Here is a 17,511-nt window from a genome sequence, read left to right on the forward strand (position 1 = left end):
TTGAACCGCGACGAGATCGCCGCAGCGGTCACCCGTCTCGTCGGTGAGGTCGGGCCCGCCGGAGCGCCACGGCCCGCCCCCGACCTGCCGCTGCGCGAGCACGGGCTCGCCTCGCTCGCGGCGACCCGCCTGGCCATCGGCATCGAGGCCGCGTGCGGGGTGAAGATCGCGGTCGACTGGATCGGCGGTGGTGCCACGACCCGTCAGCTCATCGACAGAATCGAGGAGTTGGCGGAAGAGGTCGACGGCGGCCGACGGCCGGTGCCGTTCGCGGCCCCCGGCACGCCGGGGCACGACGAACCGTTCCCGCTCACCCCCGTCCAGCAGGCCTACCTGGTCGGCCGTGACCCGGACCTCGGCACCGACCCGGTCGGCTGCCGGATCTACCGCGAGTTCGCGCCGCCCGCACTCGACCCGGCACGGCTGACGGAGGCCTGGCAGCGCGTGGTGGCCCACCACGACATGCTGCGCATCCTGGTCGACGAGGACGGCCGCCAGCGGATCGCCGCCACGGCGCACCCGGCCGTCCCGGTGCACGACCTGACGACCGCCGCCCCGCAGGCCTTCGCCGACCACCTGGGCGCCGTCCGCGACCGGCTGGCGGACCCGGCCTGGCAACGGGACACCGGCTGGCAGCCGCACCACGTCGAGGTGTCGCTCGGCCCCGGCGGCGTCGGCGTGGTCCACCTGGACATCGACGCCATGCTGACCGACGGCCAGGGCCTCCATGTATTGCTGGACCACTGGTGGCAGTGCTACCAGCAGCCCGGCCACCCGCTTCCCGCCCCGGCCGTACCGCTGCGCGAGGCCGTCCTGGCCCTGCACGGGCGGCGTTCCACCCCCGCCCACCAGGCCGACCTGGACCACTGGTGCGCCCGCCTCGCCGGGGCGACGGCCGCCCCCGCGGCCGCCCTGGTCCGGCCGCAGGCCCGCCCCGGCGGCCACCCGCGCCGCTCGCTCGGCGCGGCCCTGACCCCGGCCCAGTGGAACGCCCTCAAGGCGCACGCGGCGCGCCTGGGGGTGTCGCCCACGGCGCTGGTGCTCACCGCCTTCGCCGAGGTCCTGGCCGCCGACGCCCCCGGCCGGCCGTTCACCCTGGTGCTGACCACCACCGACCGGGTCCGGCTGCCGGCCGGCACCGAGCAGCTCGTCGGTCCGTTCACCTCCACCGCGCTGCTGGCCGTCACGCCACAGCCCGACCACTCCTTCGACGACGCCGCCCGCGCCCTGCACGACCGGCTCTGGGCGGACCTCGCCCACACCGGCGTCTCCGGGGTGGAGGTCCTGCGCGAGCTGCGCGCCCGCGACAGGTCGGCGCCCCCGGCCGGGCTGCCGGTCGTCTTCACCAGCCTGCTGGACACCGGCACCGGCACGTCGGACGGCCTCTCCGCCCACCTGACGCACGCGGCCGGCCGAACCGCCGGCATCGCGCTCGAACACCAGATGTGGGCGACGGGCGGCGCCCTGCACTACCGCTGGGACGTCGCCGACACCCTGCTCGCCCCGGGCGCCGCCGACACCCTCTTCACCGCCCTCGGCAACACCCTGCGCGACCTGGCCTGCGGTGCCGGCACCGACGAGGAGTCCCGGCCGCCCAACCAGCTCCAGCAGGCGTACTACGTGGCCCGCGCCCAGGGCGCCGCCCCCTGGGACGGCTGTCAGGTCTACCACGCCTTCGAGCTCGACCAGGTGGACATCGGCCGGCTGGAGGACACCTGGCACGCCATGACCGAGCGGTACGACGTGCTGCGCAGTCACCTGTCCTCCGACGGCGAACTGCGGGTGCGCCGCACAGCGGGCCCGCGCCGCCGGATCCCGGTCGTCGACCTCCCCGCGGACGGCACCGACGGCGGGGACGTGGTGGACGCGCTGCGCGACCGGATGGCCGGGACGGCCTTCGCGCTCGGCCGCTGGCCGCAGTTCGACCTCCGGGTGACCCGGGCCGCGACGGGCCGGGCGACCCTGCACTGCGCCATCGACCTGGCCGTCGTCGACGGCCGCAGCCTCCACCTGCTGCTGCGCGAGCTGGTCGCCGGATACGCGGGCCGGACCGCAGCCCGGCCCGCCCCGCCGGCCCCCGCCGCCGAGACCGCGGCTCCGGACCCGGCCGCCGTCGCCTACTGGCGCGAGCGCTTCGCCGCGCTGCCCGCCGGCCCGGTCCCGGCCGGGGGAGCCGACCGCCGCCGGATCCGCCACTCCGGCGTCCTGACCGGCTGGCGGCGCACCCGGGCGGCCGCCGAGAGCCGCGGCCTGAGCCCCGACGCCGCGCTGCTCGCCGTCCTCACCGAGGCTCTGGCGACCCGGGTGGACGGCGACTTCACGGTGGTCGCCGCCCGCTGGCACCCTGACGACGAACACCGCCGCCCGGGCGAGCACACCCGGCTCAGCTGGCTCGACCACGGGCCGGCCGCACTCCCGCTCGCCGAGCGGGCCGCCGCCCACCAGGCGCGGATGGACCGGGACGACACGCTCGGCGCCGGCGCCGACGGGCTCGCCGAACTGCGCCGCGTGGTCATGCGGGAGCGGGCCGGCGCGGGCCTGGCCTTCCCCGTCGTCCACACCGGCCTGCTCGAACTCACCGAACACGCGCCACCGCCCGGGGCACGCACCGCGCGGTGGATGACCTACACCCCGGACGTGAGCCTGGACAGCATCTGCGTCGAGGACGGCGACGAACTGCACTACCACTGGGACGCGGTGCCGGGGGACTTCGCCCCCGGCGACCTGGAGGCCATGTTCGCGGCCTTCCGGCACCTGCTGGCCGGCCTCGGCGAGGCCCTCACGGCGGTCCCTCCCACGGCTTCCGCGACGGGGTCGGCCACGGCGACAGGGTCGGCTTCCGCTACCGGTCCGTCGGTCGAGCCGGCGGCCGAGCCGGAGCCCGCCCCGGCCCGGGTGCTCAGCGCGCAGGAGCGGGAGCTGGTGCTGCACACCTGGAACGACACCGCCGTGCCCGTCCCCGACGAACGCCCCGTCCACCTCTACGTCGAGGACCAGGCCCGGCGCACCCCGGACGCGCCCGCCGTGCTGCACCCCGGCGGCACCGTAAGCCACCGCGAACTCGACCGCTGGGCCAACGGCATCGCCCACCGCCTCCGCGCGCTCGGCGTCGACACCGGCCAGGTGGTGGCGATCGGCGCCCGGCGCGGCCCGGCCCTGGTCGCCGCCGTCCTCGGCATTCTCAAGGCGGGCGCCGCCTACCTGCCCGTCGAACCCACCGCCCCCGCCGAGCGGACCGCCGGCATGCTCGCGGACACCGGTGCCACCCTGCTGCTCACCACCGCCGACACCGGGCCGCTCGCCCTCCCGGACGGCGTCCGGGTGCTGGAGATCGACCACGACATCGTCCCCGCCGCCACCGCGCCCCGGCCGACCGCCCACCTGGACGGCACCGCGTACGTCATCTTCACCTCGGGCAGCACCGGTCGGCCCAAGGGCGTCGCGGTCTCGCACCGCCCGGTGGCCAACCTGCTGCACTGGTGCCGGCGCACGTTCGGCCTGGGGCCCGGCGACCTCGGACTGATGGTCACCTCGCTCGGCTTCGACCTTTCGGTGTTCGACATCTTCGGCCTGCTCGGCAGCGGCGCCGCCGTCTACATCGCCGACGAGGCCCAGCAGAAGGACCCGGCGCTGCTGCTCGACCTGCTGCTGGAGCAGCCGATCACCTTCTGGAACTCGGCGCCCACCACGCTCGCCCAGCTGATGCCGCTGCTGCCCGCCCCGGCCGGCGACGGCACCGGCGGCCTGGGGGGTACGGACGACCTGCGGCTGGTCTTCCTCAGCGGCGACTACACCCCGCTGTCGCTGCCCGACCAGCTGCGGGCGGTCTTCACCCGCGCCGAACTGGTCAGCCTGGGCGGCGCCACGGAGGCGACCGTCTGGTCCAACTACCACCGGATCGGCACCGTCGACCCGGCCTGGCGGAGCATCCCGTACGGCCGGCCGATCGACAACGCGCGGTACTACGTCCTGGACGAGCGGCTGGAGCCCTGCCCGATCGGCACCGAGGGCGACCTCTACATCGGCGGGGACTGCCTGGCGCTCGGCTACCAGAACCGGCCGGAGCTCACCGAGGAGCGGTTCCTGCCCGACCCGTTCGTGGCGCGCCAGGGGCAGCGGATGTACCGCACCGGCGACCGCGCGGCCTTCGGCCCGGACGGGGTGATGACCTTCCTCGGCCGGGCCGACACCCAGGTCAAGATCCGCGGGCACCGGGTCGAGCTGGGCGAGATCGAGCACCGGCTGCGCAGCCACCCCGCCGTCCGGGAGGCCGTGGTGCTGGTGCGCCCGAGCGCCTCCGGGGACCAGAAGGTCGTCGGCTACCTGCTGGCCGCCGGTGACCCGCCGTCGGCGTCCGAGCTGCGGGCGTACGCCGCGCTGGCCCTGCCGGACTACATGGTCCCCAACCACCTGGTCTTCCTGGAAACCTTCCCGGCGACCGCCAACGGCAAGCTGGACCGGGCCGCGCTGCCCTGGCCGCTGCCGGCCGCCGCCCCCGTCGCGGCCCTCGTTCCTGGTGCCGCCCCAGGTCCCGTTCCCGTTCCCGTCCCCGTCTCCGCTGCGGCCCCCGCACCCGCCGCTCCTCCGGCCCCTGCCGCGTCGGCGTCCGCCGCCGGGCTCGCCGAGGAGATCGCGCAGATCGCCTCCGGACTGCTCGACGGCCTGCCGGTCGACCCCGAGCAGGACCTCTGGGACCAGGGTGCGACCTCGTTCACGATGGTCAGGATCTCCCGGACCCTCCAGCAGCGGCACGGGGTGCGGATCCCGGTCAGCGCGCTGCTGGACACCCCGACGGCGGCCGGGATCGCCGACCGGCTCGCCCGCGAACTCGGCGCCGCCCCGGCGCCCGCCCCGCAGGCCCAGGCCGGGCCCGCCCCGCAAGCCGTGCCCGCGCCGGCTCCCGCCCCGCAAGCCGTGCCCGCGCCGGCTCCCCAACCCGCCGCCCCCGCACCGGTACCCGCGGCGGCTCCGCAGTCCGTGGACGTGCTGTCGCCCGAGGAACGCGCCGCCTTCAAGGACGGCCGCTGGAACCTGCGCCCGCCCTCGCCGGCCGAGCCCGCCGTGCCGCTGCCCGCCCCCGACGCCCCCGCCGAGCGCCACCTCGCCCGCGCCAGCCGGCGGGAGTTCGGCCCCGGCCCGCTGCCGTTCGCCCACCTCTGCGCGCTGCTCGACCGCCTGCGCGCGAGCGAGGCGGACGGCCGCGAGCGGCGCGGCTACCCCTCGGCCGGTGACACCTACGCCGTCCAGGCCTACCTGTACGTGCGCCCCGGCGCCGTCGAGTCGCTGCCCGGCGGGGTCTACTACCACGACCCGGTCGCGCACGCGCTGCGCCTGGTCAACCCGGCCCCCGCACTCGACCGCTCCGCGCACTTCTTCTACAACCGGCCGCTGTTCGACCAGGCGGCGTTCGAGCTCTACCTGATCGGCCAGCCCCGGGGCATCGCGCCGCTCTACGGCGCGGACGCGGGCCGCTTCCTGCTGCTGGAGGCCGGCTACGTCGGACAGCTCCTGATGGAGGCCCAGCAGGAGACCGGGGTCGGCCTGTGCCCGATCGGGAGCGTGGCCTTCGACCGGGTCCGCGCCGAACTGCGGCTGGACGACGGCCAGCAGTTCCTGCAGTCCTTCCTCGGCGGCCGGGCCGCCGACCTGCCCGCCGCCGCGCCGCCCGTGGCACCCGGGCCGGTGCCGGTGGCCGCCGCCGCGCCGGCCGAGCTGCCGGGCCAGGCCGGGCGGCGCGCCGGCGTCACCCCCGCCGCCGTGATCGGCCTCGCCGGCCGCTACCCGCAGGCCGGCTCGCCCGAGGAGCTCTGGCTCAATCTCCTCGACGGCCGCCGCTCGATCGCCGCCGCGCCCCCCGCCCGCGCGGGCGACACCGGCAGCGTCCCCGGCGGCTACCTCGACGACATCGACGGCTTCGACCACGCCCTGTTCCGGCTCTCGCCCGCCGAGGCCGGCACCCTCGACCCGCAGCTGCGCCAGCTGCTGCACGCGGTGCACCAGTGCCTGGAGGACGCCGGGCACACCGCGGACTCCCTGCGCCGGGCCGCTCCCAGGGTCGGCGTCTACGTGGCGACCATGTGGAACGACCACCAGCACGTCGGCGCCGCGCGCTGGGAGCGCACCGGGCGCGCCGAGGTGTCGGCCGTCGCCGCCGACATCCCCAACCGCATCTCGCACCTCTTCGGGTTCCGCGGGCCCAGCGTCGCCGTCAACACCTCCTGTTCCTCCTCGCTCACCGCCCTGCACCTGGCCGTGGAGGCCCTGCACCGGGGTGACTGCGACGCCGCCGTGGTCGGCGCGGCCAACCTGGTCGCGCACCCGTACCACACGGCGCTGCTGGCGGGCCTGGGACTGGTCGCCCCCGAGGGCGTCCGGGGCGCCTTCGACGCCGCCGCGAGCGGCTGGTCCCCCGGGGAGGGCGTGGGCGCGCTGCTCCTGCGCCGGGTCGCGGACGCGCGCCGCGACGGCGACCACCTGCACGGGGTGGTCGAGGGCAGCTGGATCGACTTCGCCGGCGGCTCCCACCGCTTCGGCGCCCCCGACGTGGCCGCCTTCCAGGAGTCGATGGCCCGCGCGCTGGACCGGGCCGGGGTCACCACCGAGGAGGTCGCCTACGTCGAATGCGCGGCCACCGGGGCCGCGTTCGCCGACGCGGCCGAGGTGGAGGCGCTCGGCGGGCTCTTCCGGGACCGCCCGGGCGGTCCCGTCCTGCTCGGCACGCTCAAGCCCGCCATCGGCCACCTGGAGGCCGCCTCCGGACTGGCCCAGCTCACCAAGGTCCTGCTCCAGCTGCGCCACCGCACCATCGCCCCGACGCCCACCGCCGAGCAGCTCAGCCGCCTGGTCGACTGGGACGCCCTGCCGGTCCGGCTCGCCGACCGCCGGCTGCCCTGGCCCGCACCCGAAGGCGCCGCACCTCTGCGGGCCCTGGTCAACGCGGCGGGGGCGACCGGCTCGCTCGGCCACGCGGTCGTCCGCCCGGCGACGGCCGCGGAACTCTCCCCGGCCGGCGGCGACACCCCGCGCGGTCCGCTGCTGGCGGTGCTCTCCGGGCGCGACGAGGCCGCCCTGCGCGGCGCGGCGGCCCGCCTGGCCGAGCGGCTGCGCATCACCGACCCCGACCCGGCCGACCTCGCGTACACGCTGCAGACCGGCCGCACCCACCACGCGCACCGGCTCGTCCTCGACTGCGCCGAGGGCCTGCCCGCGCTGCGGGCCGCGCTCGCGCGCTACCTGGCGGGCGGTCGGCCCGCCGCGCCCTCCGACGGACCAGGCGCCGCCTGGCTGGCGGGCGCGGAGGTGGACTGGCCCGCGCAGTGGGCGGTGCCGGCCCGCCGGGTGCCGCTGCCCACCGAGCCGTTCCCGGTCGTGCCGGTCGTGCCGGTCGTGCCGGTCGCCCGGGAGGCCGGCGCGGCCCCGGCCCAGGCGCCCGCCTCGCCCGCCTCGCCCGCCGCACCCGCCGTGCCCGCCGCGGAGGCCCGGCCGGCGCCGTCCGGCGAGGACGTCGCCCGCGTCGAACGGCGCCTGGTGGAGCTCTACGCCCAGGTGTCCGGCCTGCCGCAGGCCTCGATCGACCCGCACACGCCGCTGGACCAGTACGGCCTCACCTCCTTCCTGGTGGCACGGCTCAACGCCGACCTGCGCGCGGAGTTCGGGATCACCTCGGCCACCCTCCTGTTCGAACAGCGCGACCTGGCCGGTGTCGCCCGCAGCGTCGCCGCGCTCGCCGCCCCCGCTCCCGCCGCCGGGCCCGGGTCGGGCCCGGCACCCGGCGCCGCGGCCGGGGACGACCTCGCCGTGATCGGCCTCGCCGGCCGCTACCCGGGCGCGGCCACCGTGCAGGCGCTCTGGGAACAGCTGCTGGCCGGCGCGGACCTCGTCACCGGCCTGCCCGCCGGGCGGCGCACCGGCCGGCCGGGGGAGGAGCTGATGCAGGGCGGCTTCCTGGACGGGGTGGACCGCTTCGACCCGCTGCTGTTCGGCATCACCCCGCACGACGCCGACCTGATGGACCCCCAGGAGCGGCTGCTGCTGGAGGTGGTGTGGGAGACCCTGGAGGACGCCGGCTGGCCCAGGGAGCGCCTGCGCCGGGCCCACGGCCCCCGGATCGGTGTCTTCGTCGGCTCGATGCACCACGAGTACCCGTACTTCGGCGTCGAACGCACCCTCACCGGTGCGCCCGTCGCCGCCGGCTCGACCCCGGCGGGCATCGCCAACCGGGTCTCGTACTTCCTGGACGCGCACGGCCCCAGCCTGACCGTCGACACCATGTGCTCGTCCTCGCTGACGGCGATCCACCTCGCCGCGCGCAGCCTGCGCGACGGCGAGTGCGAGGTGGCCCTGGCCGGCGGGGTGAACCTCTCGCTGCACCCGAACAAGTTCGTGCAGCAGCGGGCGATGGGCATGACCTCCTCCGACCACCGCTGCCGGGCCTTCGGCGCGGGCGGCGACGGCTTCGTGCCCGCCGAGGCGGTCGGCGCCGTCCTGCTCAAGCCGCTGGCCCGGGCGGTCGCGGACGGGGACCGGATCCACGGCGTGATCAAGGGCACGGCCGTCAACCACGGCGGCCGCACCAACGGTTACACCGTGCCCGACCCGGCCGCACAGGGCCGGGTGGTGGCCGAGGCGCTCGCCCGCTCGGGCATGGCTCCCGGGACGGTCGGCTATTTGGAGGCGCACGGCACCGGCACCGCGCTCGGCGACCCGGTGGAGATCGCCGGACTCCAGCAGGCGTACGGCGCCCTGGCCCCGGGCCAGGTGGCCATCGGGACGGTCAAGTCCAACCTCGGGCACGCCGAGGCGGCGGCCGGCATCGCCGGGCTGACGAAGGTGTTGCTCCAGCTCCGGCACGGGCGGCTGGTCCCCTCGCTGCACGCCGACGAGCTCAACCCCGCGATCGACTGGGCGGCCTCGCCCTTCCGGGTACAGCGCTCGGCCGCCGACTGGCCCCGCCCGTCCGGCGGTCCGCGCCGGGCCGGGGTCAGCTCCTTCGGCGCCGGCGGGTCCAACGCCCACCTCGTGGTGGAGGAGTACCCGCAGCCGGTGCCCGCCGCGGCGCCGACGGCCGGCCCGGCGGGGCCGCAGCTGGTGCTGCTGTCCGCACGCACCGAGGAAGCGCTGACCGGGCTCGCCGGCCGGTGGGCCGACCACCTGCGGAGCACCCCCGTGCCGGCGGACGGCGCAGCGGAGCTCGCCGATGTGGCCCACACCAGCCGGGTCGGCCGGGAGGAGCTGCGCGAGCGGCTCGCCCTGGTGGTCTCCTCGCCGGCCGAACTGGCCGAGCGGCTCGCCGCGTTCGCCTCCGGCCGGGGCACGGCCGAGCTCCGCGGGCGGGTGAGCGGCCCCTCCGGGCCGGGCCTGCCCGCCGAGCGCGTCGACCCGGCCGGGTACGAGCTCACCGATCTCGCCCGGCGCTGGGTCACCGGGACGGCCTGGGACTGGCAGGCCCTGCCGCAGACCGCCGGACGCCGGATCGCCGCGCTGCCCGGCTACCCGTTCGCGGCCCGGCGCTGCTGGCTCCCGGAGCCGGTCGGCCGTCCGGACGCGACCACGCCCACGGAGTCGCGGACCGCCGCACCGGTGGCGGCGCCCTTGCCGGGCGCGGCAAGCACGGTGGCCACCCCGTTGCGCGAGCGCCGGTGGACGGCCGGCCCGCAGCCGGCCCCGGGCACCGTCCCGCCCGGCACGGTGGCGGTGCTCGCCGGCCCCGGCAGCGAGGCCCTGGCCGCGCACACCGTCGCGCTGCTCGGCGCCCGGGCCGACTGCGTGCTGCTGCGCGAGGGCGCGGACCGGGGCGACGGCGTGCCGGCCTTCCACGACGAGGCCTCCGCACGGCGTGTCCTCGCCGGGCTGCCCGCCCTCGCCGGGGTGCTGGACCTCACCGACGTGGGCCGGCCGGACGCCGGCCCGGGCCCGTGGACGGCGCGGATCGCCCTGCTCCAGGAGCTGATCCGCGCCCACCGCGGCGAACTGCGGGTGCTCCAGGTGACCGAGGGCCTCCAGGACGTCCCGGGTGCCCGCCCGTCGCCGGCCGGCTCACGGGTCGCCGGGTTCGTCCGGATGCTCGGCGTGGAGTACCCGAGAGTCCGCGCGACCCACCTGGACACCGACCTGCCCCGGGCCGAGGCGGTCGCCGCCGAGTGGGCCGCCGGGCAGCCGCCCGCCGAGGTCTGCCACCGGGGCGGCCGACGGCTGCTCCCGCAGTGGAGCACCGTCGAGGCGCCGGCGGCGGTGCCGTTCACGGCCGACCCCGCCCGGGCCTACCTGGTCACCGGCGGCACGCGCGGTCTCGGGGCGACGGTCGCCCGTCACCTGGTGGCCCGCGGCGCCCGCCGGATCGCCCTCGCCTGCCTGCGCGAACTGCCGCCCCGGGAGCGCTGGGACGACCCGGAGCTGCCCGCGGCCACCACCGAGGCGGTGAGCACGGTCCGCGACCTGGAGCGGGCGGGCGCCCGGGTGCTGGTGTTCACCGGCGCGCTCTCCGACCGGGCCCGGCTGTCGGCCTTCCTGACAGAGGTCCGCACCGGACTGGGCCCGATCGCCGGGGTGGTGCACTGCGCCGGGCTCGGCTCCCGGGGTCCGGCGGCCTTCGTCCACAAGCGGTGCGACGACATCCGTGAGGTGCTGGAGCCGAAGACGGACGGGCTGGAGACCCTCGCGGAGCTCTGCGCCGAGGACGGGCCGGACTCTCTCGTCCTCTTCTCCTCGGCGTCCTCGGCGCTGCCCCGGCTGGCGGCAGGGGTGAGCGACTACGCGGCAGCCAACGCCGCGACGGACTTCGAGGCCGGCCGGCTGGCGCGGCTCGGCCGCGGCCGGGTCCGCGCGGTGCAGTGGCCGGTGTGGGCGGACGGCTCCGCCGGGGACGAGGCCCGGGCGGCCGCCCGGGCCGCCGGACTCGGCGAGCTGTCCACCGCCGACGGGCTCGCCGTCCTCGACTGGGCGATGGCCTCCGACGGCCCGGCGGTCGTCCTGGCGGCCCCGCCGGTGGCCGGGGCCCCGCAGCCGACCGCCCCCGGCCGCGTTGCCGCCCCGGCCTTCGCGGCGGGTGCGGTGCCCGGGTGGCTGGCCGAGGTGTTCGAGACGGTCGCCGGCGTCCCGCGCGGGGAGCTCGAACCGACCGCGTCCTTCTCCGAACTCGGCGTCGAATCGGTGATGCTGGGCGAGCTGGTGGTGGAGATCGAGCGCCGCACCGGCCGTCCGCTCGAACCGGCGGTGCTGCTGGAGCACGACACGCCGCAGGCGCTGGCCGCCCACCTGGCCGGGGTGCTCCCGCCCTGGCCCGGCCCGGCGGCACCGGCGGCACCGGCCGCAGGGCCCGCCCCGGCAGCTCCGCCTGCCCCGGTCGAGCCGCCTGCCCCCGTCGAGCCGTTCGCACCGCCCGCGCCCGCGGAGCCCGTCGCCGGGGGGCGGCCGGACCGGATCGCCGTCGTCGGGATGGCCTGCCGCTTCCCCGGCGCCTCCGGGCTCGCCGTCTTCTGGGAGCAGCTGGCCACCGGGGCGGACGCGGTCACCGAGGTCCCGCCCGGCCGCTGGGACACCGCGCGCCTCTACCGCCCCTCCTACGAACCCGGCCGCAGCATCAGCCGGTGGGGCGGTTTCCTCGACGCCATCGAGGACTTCGACCCCGACCACTTCGGCATGACCGAGGAGGAGGCCACCGGCCTCGACCCGGCGGTGCGGCTCTTCCTGGAGGGCGCGGAGAGCGCCCTGTGCGACGCCGGCTACCCGCAGGAGGAGCTGGCCGGCCGCCAGGTCGGCGTCTTCGCCGGTGCCCGGATGTCCGGCTACCGGCACCGGGCCGGGGCGGGCGGCCCGGCCGGGCTCGGCGGCGACCAGAACTTCATCGCGGCCCGGGTCGCCCACCAGTACGACCTGCGCGGCCCGGCCATGGTGGTGGACAGCGCCTGCTCGTCCGCACTGGTCGCCGTCCAGCTCGCCTGCCGCAGTCTGCTCGCCGGAGAGTCCGAACTGGCCCTGGCCGGCGCGGTGGAGGTGCTCCTGGACGAGGAGCCCTACCTGGAGTTCAGCGCGGCCCGGGCCCTCTCCCCGTCCGGTCGCTGCCGGACCTTCGACGAGCGGGCGGACGGCTTCGTCCCGGGCGAGGGCTGCGGCGTGCTGCTGCTGAAGCGCCTCGACGCGGCGCTGCGCGACGGCGACCGCATCCACGGCGTCATCGACGCGGTGGCCGTCAACAACGACGGCCGGACGATGGGCCTGACCACGCCCAACCCCAGGGCCCAGGCCGCCGTGGTCCGCCGGGCGCTGGCCGACGCCGGCCTGCGGGCCGGGCAGATCGGCATGGTCGAGGCGCACGGCACCGCCACCCTGATCGGCGACCCGATCGAACTGCGGGCCCTGACCGACGCCTTCGCCGACGGCACCGCCCAGGCCGGCCACTGCGCGATCGGCAGCGTGAAGTCCAACCTGGGCCACCTGCTCAGCGCGGCCGGGATCGCCGGGCTGATCAAGGCACTGCTGGCGGTGGAGCACGCGGCGATCCCGCCCACCCTCGGCTGCGAACGGCCCAACCCGCGCTTCGACCTGGCCGGTTCGCCGTTCCGGGTGAACACCGGGCTCTGCGACTGGCCGGCCGGGCACCGCCGGATCGCCGGTGTCAGCGCGTTCGGCCTCGGCGGGACCAACGCGCACGCCGTGGTCGGCGAGCTCGACCCGGGCTTGCGGGCAGGCCACCAGCCAGTCCGGGAACCACTGCCGCAACCGGAGCTCAAACGACGCCGGTTCTGGCTGGAACGCGAACCGGACGCCTGGCCGCCGCACGGGCCGGTGCCCGCCGGGGCGGTGCCTGCCCTGCCGGTGCCTTCCGGGCCGGTGCCTCCCGGGCCCCCGCCGGGCTCCTCGGGGCCGGTGGCCTCGATCCTCGACCTCCGCTTCGCCGGTGACGACGACGCGATCGCAGAAAGCCTCGGGCAGAGGGGAACACGGCCGTGACGGACCGACCGATCGAGTGCCGGGTGGTACTGACGGCCACCGACTTCATCATGCGCAACCATCACGTGCACGGGGTCTCGGTCATGCCCGGGGTGACGTTCCTGGACATCCTGCTGCGCATCCTGCGCAGCCAGGGCCTCGACCACGAACAGGCCGTGCTCACCCGGATCCTGTTCACCGAGGCGGTGGCCACCACGGAGGGCCGGGACCGCGAGATCCGGATCACCATCGGTGCGGCCGACGCCTCCGGGCAGCGCCCGGTGCGGGCCGACAGCCGCTGGGCCGGCGTGCCCGGCTCACCGTGGCGGGAGAACCTGACCGCCCTCCTCGGCTTCGACGCCGCACCCGTCGACACCGACCCGGCGCGGCCGGCCGTCGCCGCACAGCCCCCGGCGATCGACCTCGGCGCCCTGCGCTCCGGCGCCGTCCGCCGGTACGACATGGCCGAGCTGTACGCGCGTGCCCGGGACGAGAACATCCGGCACGGCCCGGCGATGGCCTGCCACGGCCTGCTGCACGTCGGTGACGGCTACCTGCTGGCCGAGTTGACCACCGGTGCCGAAGCGCCCGACCCGGCCGCCTTCCACCTGCACCCCGCGCTGCTCGACGCCGCCACCATCGCCGCGTACGGGCAGACCGAGGCCGTCTCCCGTGAGCCGTTCATCCCGGTCTACATCGACCGGTTCCGGGCGCCCAGGCCGCTCGGCCGGACGGTCCACCTCTATGTGCCCGGCGTCGAGCGGCTGGCCGGCTCCGGCGACGTGATCCGCAGCGACTACGGCCTCTACGACGAACAGGGCCTGCTGCTGGCCGAGTTCGGCGCGCTCACCTGCAAGCGGATCCGCCGTCCGGAGCTGATCACCCGGCTGCTCGACGAGCCCACGGCCCGGGCGACGATGGCGGCACCGCAGACGGCCGAACCGGCCACCCAGGCCGCCGCACCCAGCCCTGCCACCACGGCCGGCCCGGTCGAGTCGGTGGCGGCCGGGCCCGAGGCCGTCGCCGCCTACACCGCCCGGCTGCGGCAGCTCGCCGGCGAGGCGCTCGGCCGGGAGCCGGCCGAGGTCGGCAGCGGCACCGGCTTCTACGAGCTCGGCCTGGACTCCGCCGACCTGGTCCGGATCAGCGCCCTGCTGGAGGAGACGGTCGGCAGCCCGCTCTACCCCACGCTCCTGTTCGAGTTCACCGACATCGACAGCCTCGCCGCCCACCTCGCCGAGACCCACCCCGCGGGCGCGACGGCCGCCGCCGCACCGCAGCCGTCCGCCGCCGCGGGCCCCTTCGCCGCCGCCGTCACCGCCGCCCCCGCCGCCGAACCCGGACCGTCCGCCACCGCCCTCTTCCGGCCGCGCTGGTACCCCGCCCCGGCCCCGGCTGCCGCGGGGTACCGGCCCGAGGGCGACGTCCTCCTCTTCGCCCCCGACGGCGGGCCCGACGGCCTGGCGGCCGAGCTGGCCGCCAGGTGCGACGGCGCCACGGTCGTCACGGTCGGCCCCGGGCCGGTGTTCGAGCAGGCCGGGGTCACCGGCTACCGCCTCGACCCGGCCGACCCCGGCCAACTGGACCAGCTCTGGTCGGCGCTGGAGGCCCGGGGGATCCGCCCGGCGGCTCTGGTGGTCCCGGCCGCCGCGGAGCCCGCCCCGGCGTCCGACGGCCCGCACGGCCCGGCCCTGACCGTGCTGCGCCTGGCGCGCTCCGTGCTGGGCCGGCGTCCTGCCCGGGCAGCGCAGCTCCTCTTCGTCCACCCCGCCCCGGCCGGTGGCGGCGCGCCGGAGCACCTGGCGGTCGGCGCACTCGCCCGGTGCGTCACGGCCGAGGCCCCCGCTCTCGCCTGCCGCTGCGTCGGCGTGCAGCACTGGACGGCCGGCGCCGTCGCGGAGGCCGTGCTGGCCGAGCTCGCCGCCGGCGGGACGGCGCCGCAGTCCCGGCACCTGGACGGGCGCCGCGAGCTGCGGGGCCTGGCGCCCGCCGCGTCACCTGCCGCGCTGCCCGCCGCCCTGCCCGCCGCCGGCCCGGACGCGGCCCTGCCGCTGAAGCGCCACGGCGTCTACGTGGTGACCGGCGGCGGCGGAGCCCTGGCCACCGTCCTCGCGGACCACCTGGCCCGGCGCCACGCCGCCCGGATCGCGCTGGTCGGCCGCCGCCCGATGAGCGCCGAGCAGGCCGCCCGGGCCGAGGAGTGGCGCGCCGCCGGTGCGGAGGTCGTCTTCCTGACGGCCGACGTCACCCGCCGGGCCGACGTCGAGGCGGCGCTCGCCCTCGTCCGCGAGCGGTTCGGTCCGCCGGACGGCGTGTTCCACACCGCCGGTGTCACCGCGGACTCGCTGGTGCGCAACAAGCCGGACGGCGCGCCGCCGGCGGTGGTGGCGCCCAAGGCCCTCGGCGCGGTGCACCTCGACCGGGCGACGGCCGGGGACCGGCTCGACCTCTTCGTGCTGTACTCCTCGCTGTCCGCCTCCCAGGCCAATCCGGGGCAGAGCGACTACGCCTTCGCCAACGCCTACCTGGAGCACTTCGCCGAGGCCCGCGCCGCCCGCGCGGACCGGCCCGGGCGGACCTACGCCATCGGCTGGCCCATGTGGGCCGACGGCGCGATGAAGCTCACCCCCGACGCCCTCGACCACGCGCGCCGCACCAGGGGGACGTGGCCGATGCCCACCGCCGACGCCCTGGACCTGCTGGAGCGCGTCCTGGCCGGCCCCGGGGGCACGACGGTGGCGGTGCACGGCGCACCGGACCGGGTGGCCGCGCCGTTCGCCGGCGCCGATGCCGCCCCCGCCACCGGTGCCACTTCGGCCGCCGATGCCGCCCCGGCCGCCGATGCCGGTCCGGTCGGCGCACCGGTCCGGGCGCACGACCGGCCCGAGGCCCCGGCCGCAGAGCCCGCGCAGCCGGCCGAGCCCCCGCACGCCGCCGAGACCGACGACGCCGTCGCGATCATCGGGCTGGCCGGCCGCTACCCACAGGCCCCGGACCTCGACGTGTTCTGGCAGAACCTCGCCGAGGGCCGGGACAGCATCACCCCCGTCCCCGAGGAACGCTGGGACCACAGCGCCCACTTCGCCCCCGAACGCGGCCGGGCCGGCTCCACCTACAGCCGCTGGGGCGGGTTCCTCGACGGTGTGGACCTCTTCGACCGCGAGTTCTTCGGCATCTCCCGGCGCGACGCCGAGCGGATGGACCCCCAGGAACGCCTCTTCCTGACCATCTGCTGGCGCGCACTGGAGGACGCCGGCCGCCCGGCGCCCACCCTGGCGGGCGAGACGGTCGGCGTCTTCGCCGGCGTGATGTGGAACCACTACCAGCTGTTCCAGGACCAGGGCGTGGCACCGACCGCCCTGCACGCCGCCGTCCCCAACCGCGTCTCCTACACCTTCGGCCTCACCGGGCCCAGCCTGGCCGTGGACACGGCCTGCTCGTCCTCCCTGACGGCGATCCACCTCGCCGTCGAGAGCCTGCGCCGGGGCGAGAGCACCCTCGCCCTGGCGGGCGGGGTGAACGTCACCGTCCACCCGCAGAAGTACCTCCAGCTGGCGCAGGGCCAGTTCCTCTCCGACGACGGCCGCTGCCGCAGCTTCGGCGCGGGCGCCACCGGCTACGTGCCGGGGGAGGGCGTCGGCGCGGTCCTGCTCAAGCCGCTGCACCGGGCGCTGGCCGACGGCGACCACATCCACGGCGTGATCCGCGCGTCGGCCGTCAACCACAGCGGGCGCACCAGCGGCTTCACCGTCCCGAGCCCGCACTCGCAGGCCGAGCTGATCCGCACCGCCCTTCGGCGCTCCGGTGTCGACCCGCGCACGATCGGCTGCATCGAGGCCCACGGCACGGGGACGTCACTGGGCGACCCGGTGGAGATCGAGGGTCTGCGCCAGGCGTTCGCCGGCAGCGCGGCGGCGCCCGGCAGCTGCGCGGTGGGATCGGTGAAGTCCAACATCGGGCACCTGGAGAGCGCCGCCGGGATCGCCGGCCTGACCAAGGTGCTGCTGCAACTGCGCCACGGCCGGCTCGTCCCGTCCCTGCACGCGGACGAACCCAACCCGCACCTCGACCTCACCGGCTCGCCCCTGCGCATCCAGCGCGAGGCCCAGGAGTGGACCGGGCCGGCGGACGGCGGCCCGCGCCGGGCCGGGATCAGTGCGTTCGGCGCGGGCGGCGCCGGCGCCCACCTGGTGGTGGAGGAGCACTCGGCCCGCGCCGAGCCGGCGCCCGGCCCCGGCGGGCCGCTGCTCTTCGTCCTCTCCGCCCCGCACCGGGCCGCCCTGCACACGCAGGCGCGGCTGTTGCGGGCCCACCTGGACACCGGCCACGCCGGGGGGACCGGCGCAGCCGCCGGGGAGCCGCCCACCGGGACGCTGGTCGGGCTCGCCGCTGACCTGCTCGGCGTGCGCACCGACCAGATCGACCCGGACGCCTGGCTCGGTGATCTCGGGCTGGACCCGTCCAGCCTGTTGGAGCTGGCCCGCCGGATAGGGCAGGAACTGGCCTGCGACCTCCCGCCGGCCGCCCTCGCCCCGGACGGCTCGCTGCGCCGGATCGCCGAACTGGTGGCCGCCGACCGGCCTG

General features: G+C 77.4%; 2 protein-coding genes (1 of these 2 only partly in view). Both read left to right on the plus strand.

Translation table 11 applies throughout. From position 1 onward, the window contains the following. Nucleotides 1-12,948, plus strand: a complete 12,948-nt coding sequence (locus tag OG286_RS38725; protein WP_331742027.1) for an amino acid adenylation domain-containing protein — start codon at nucleotides 1-3, stop codon at nucleotides 12,946-12,948. After that, nucleotides 12,945-17,511: the 5' end (the start) of an SDR family NAD(P)-dependent oxidoreductase gene (locus OG286_RS38730; protein ID WP_331742029.1), read on the plus strand. The gene runs 16,118 nt beyond the window's last position; only the first 4,567 of its 20,685 coding nucleotides appear in the window; it begins with the start codon at nucleotides 12,945-12,947; its stop codon lies beyond the right edge, outside the window. The genes OG286_RS38725 and OG286_RS38730 overlap by 4 nt, the downstream gene beginning before the upstream one ends.

The sequence above is a fragment of the Kitasatospora sp. NBC_00039 genome (assembly GCF_045160625.1).
GTDB lineage: Bacteria > Actinomycetota > Actinomycetes > Streptomycetales > Streptomycetaceae > Kitasatospora.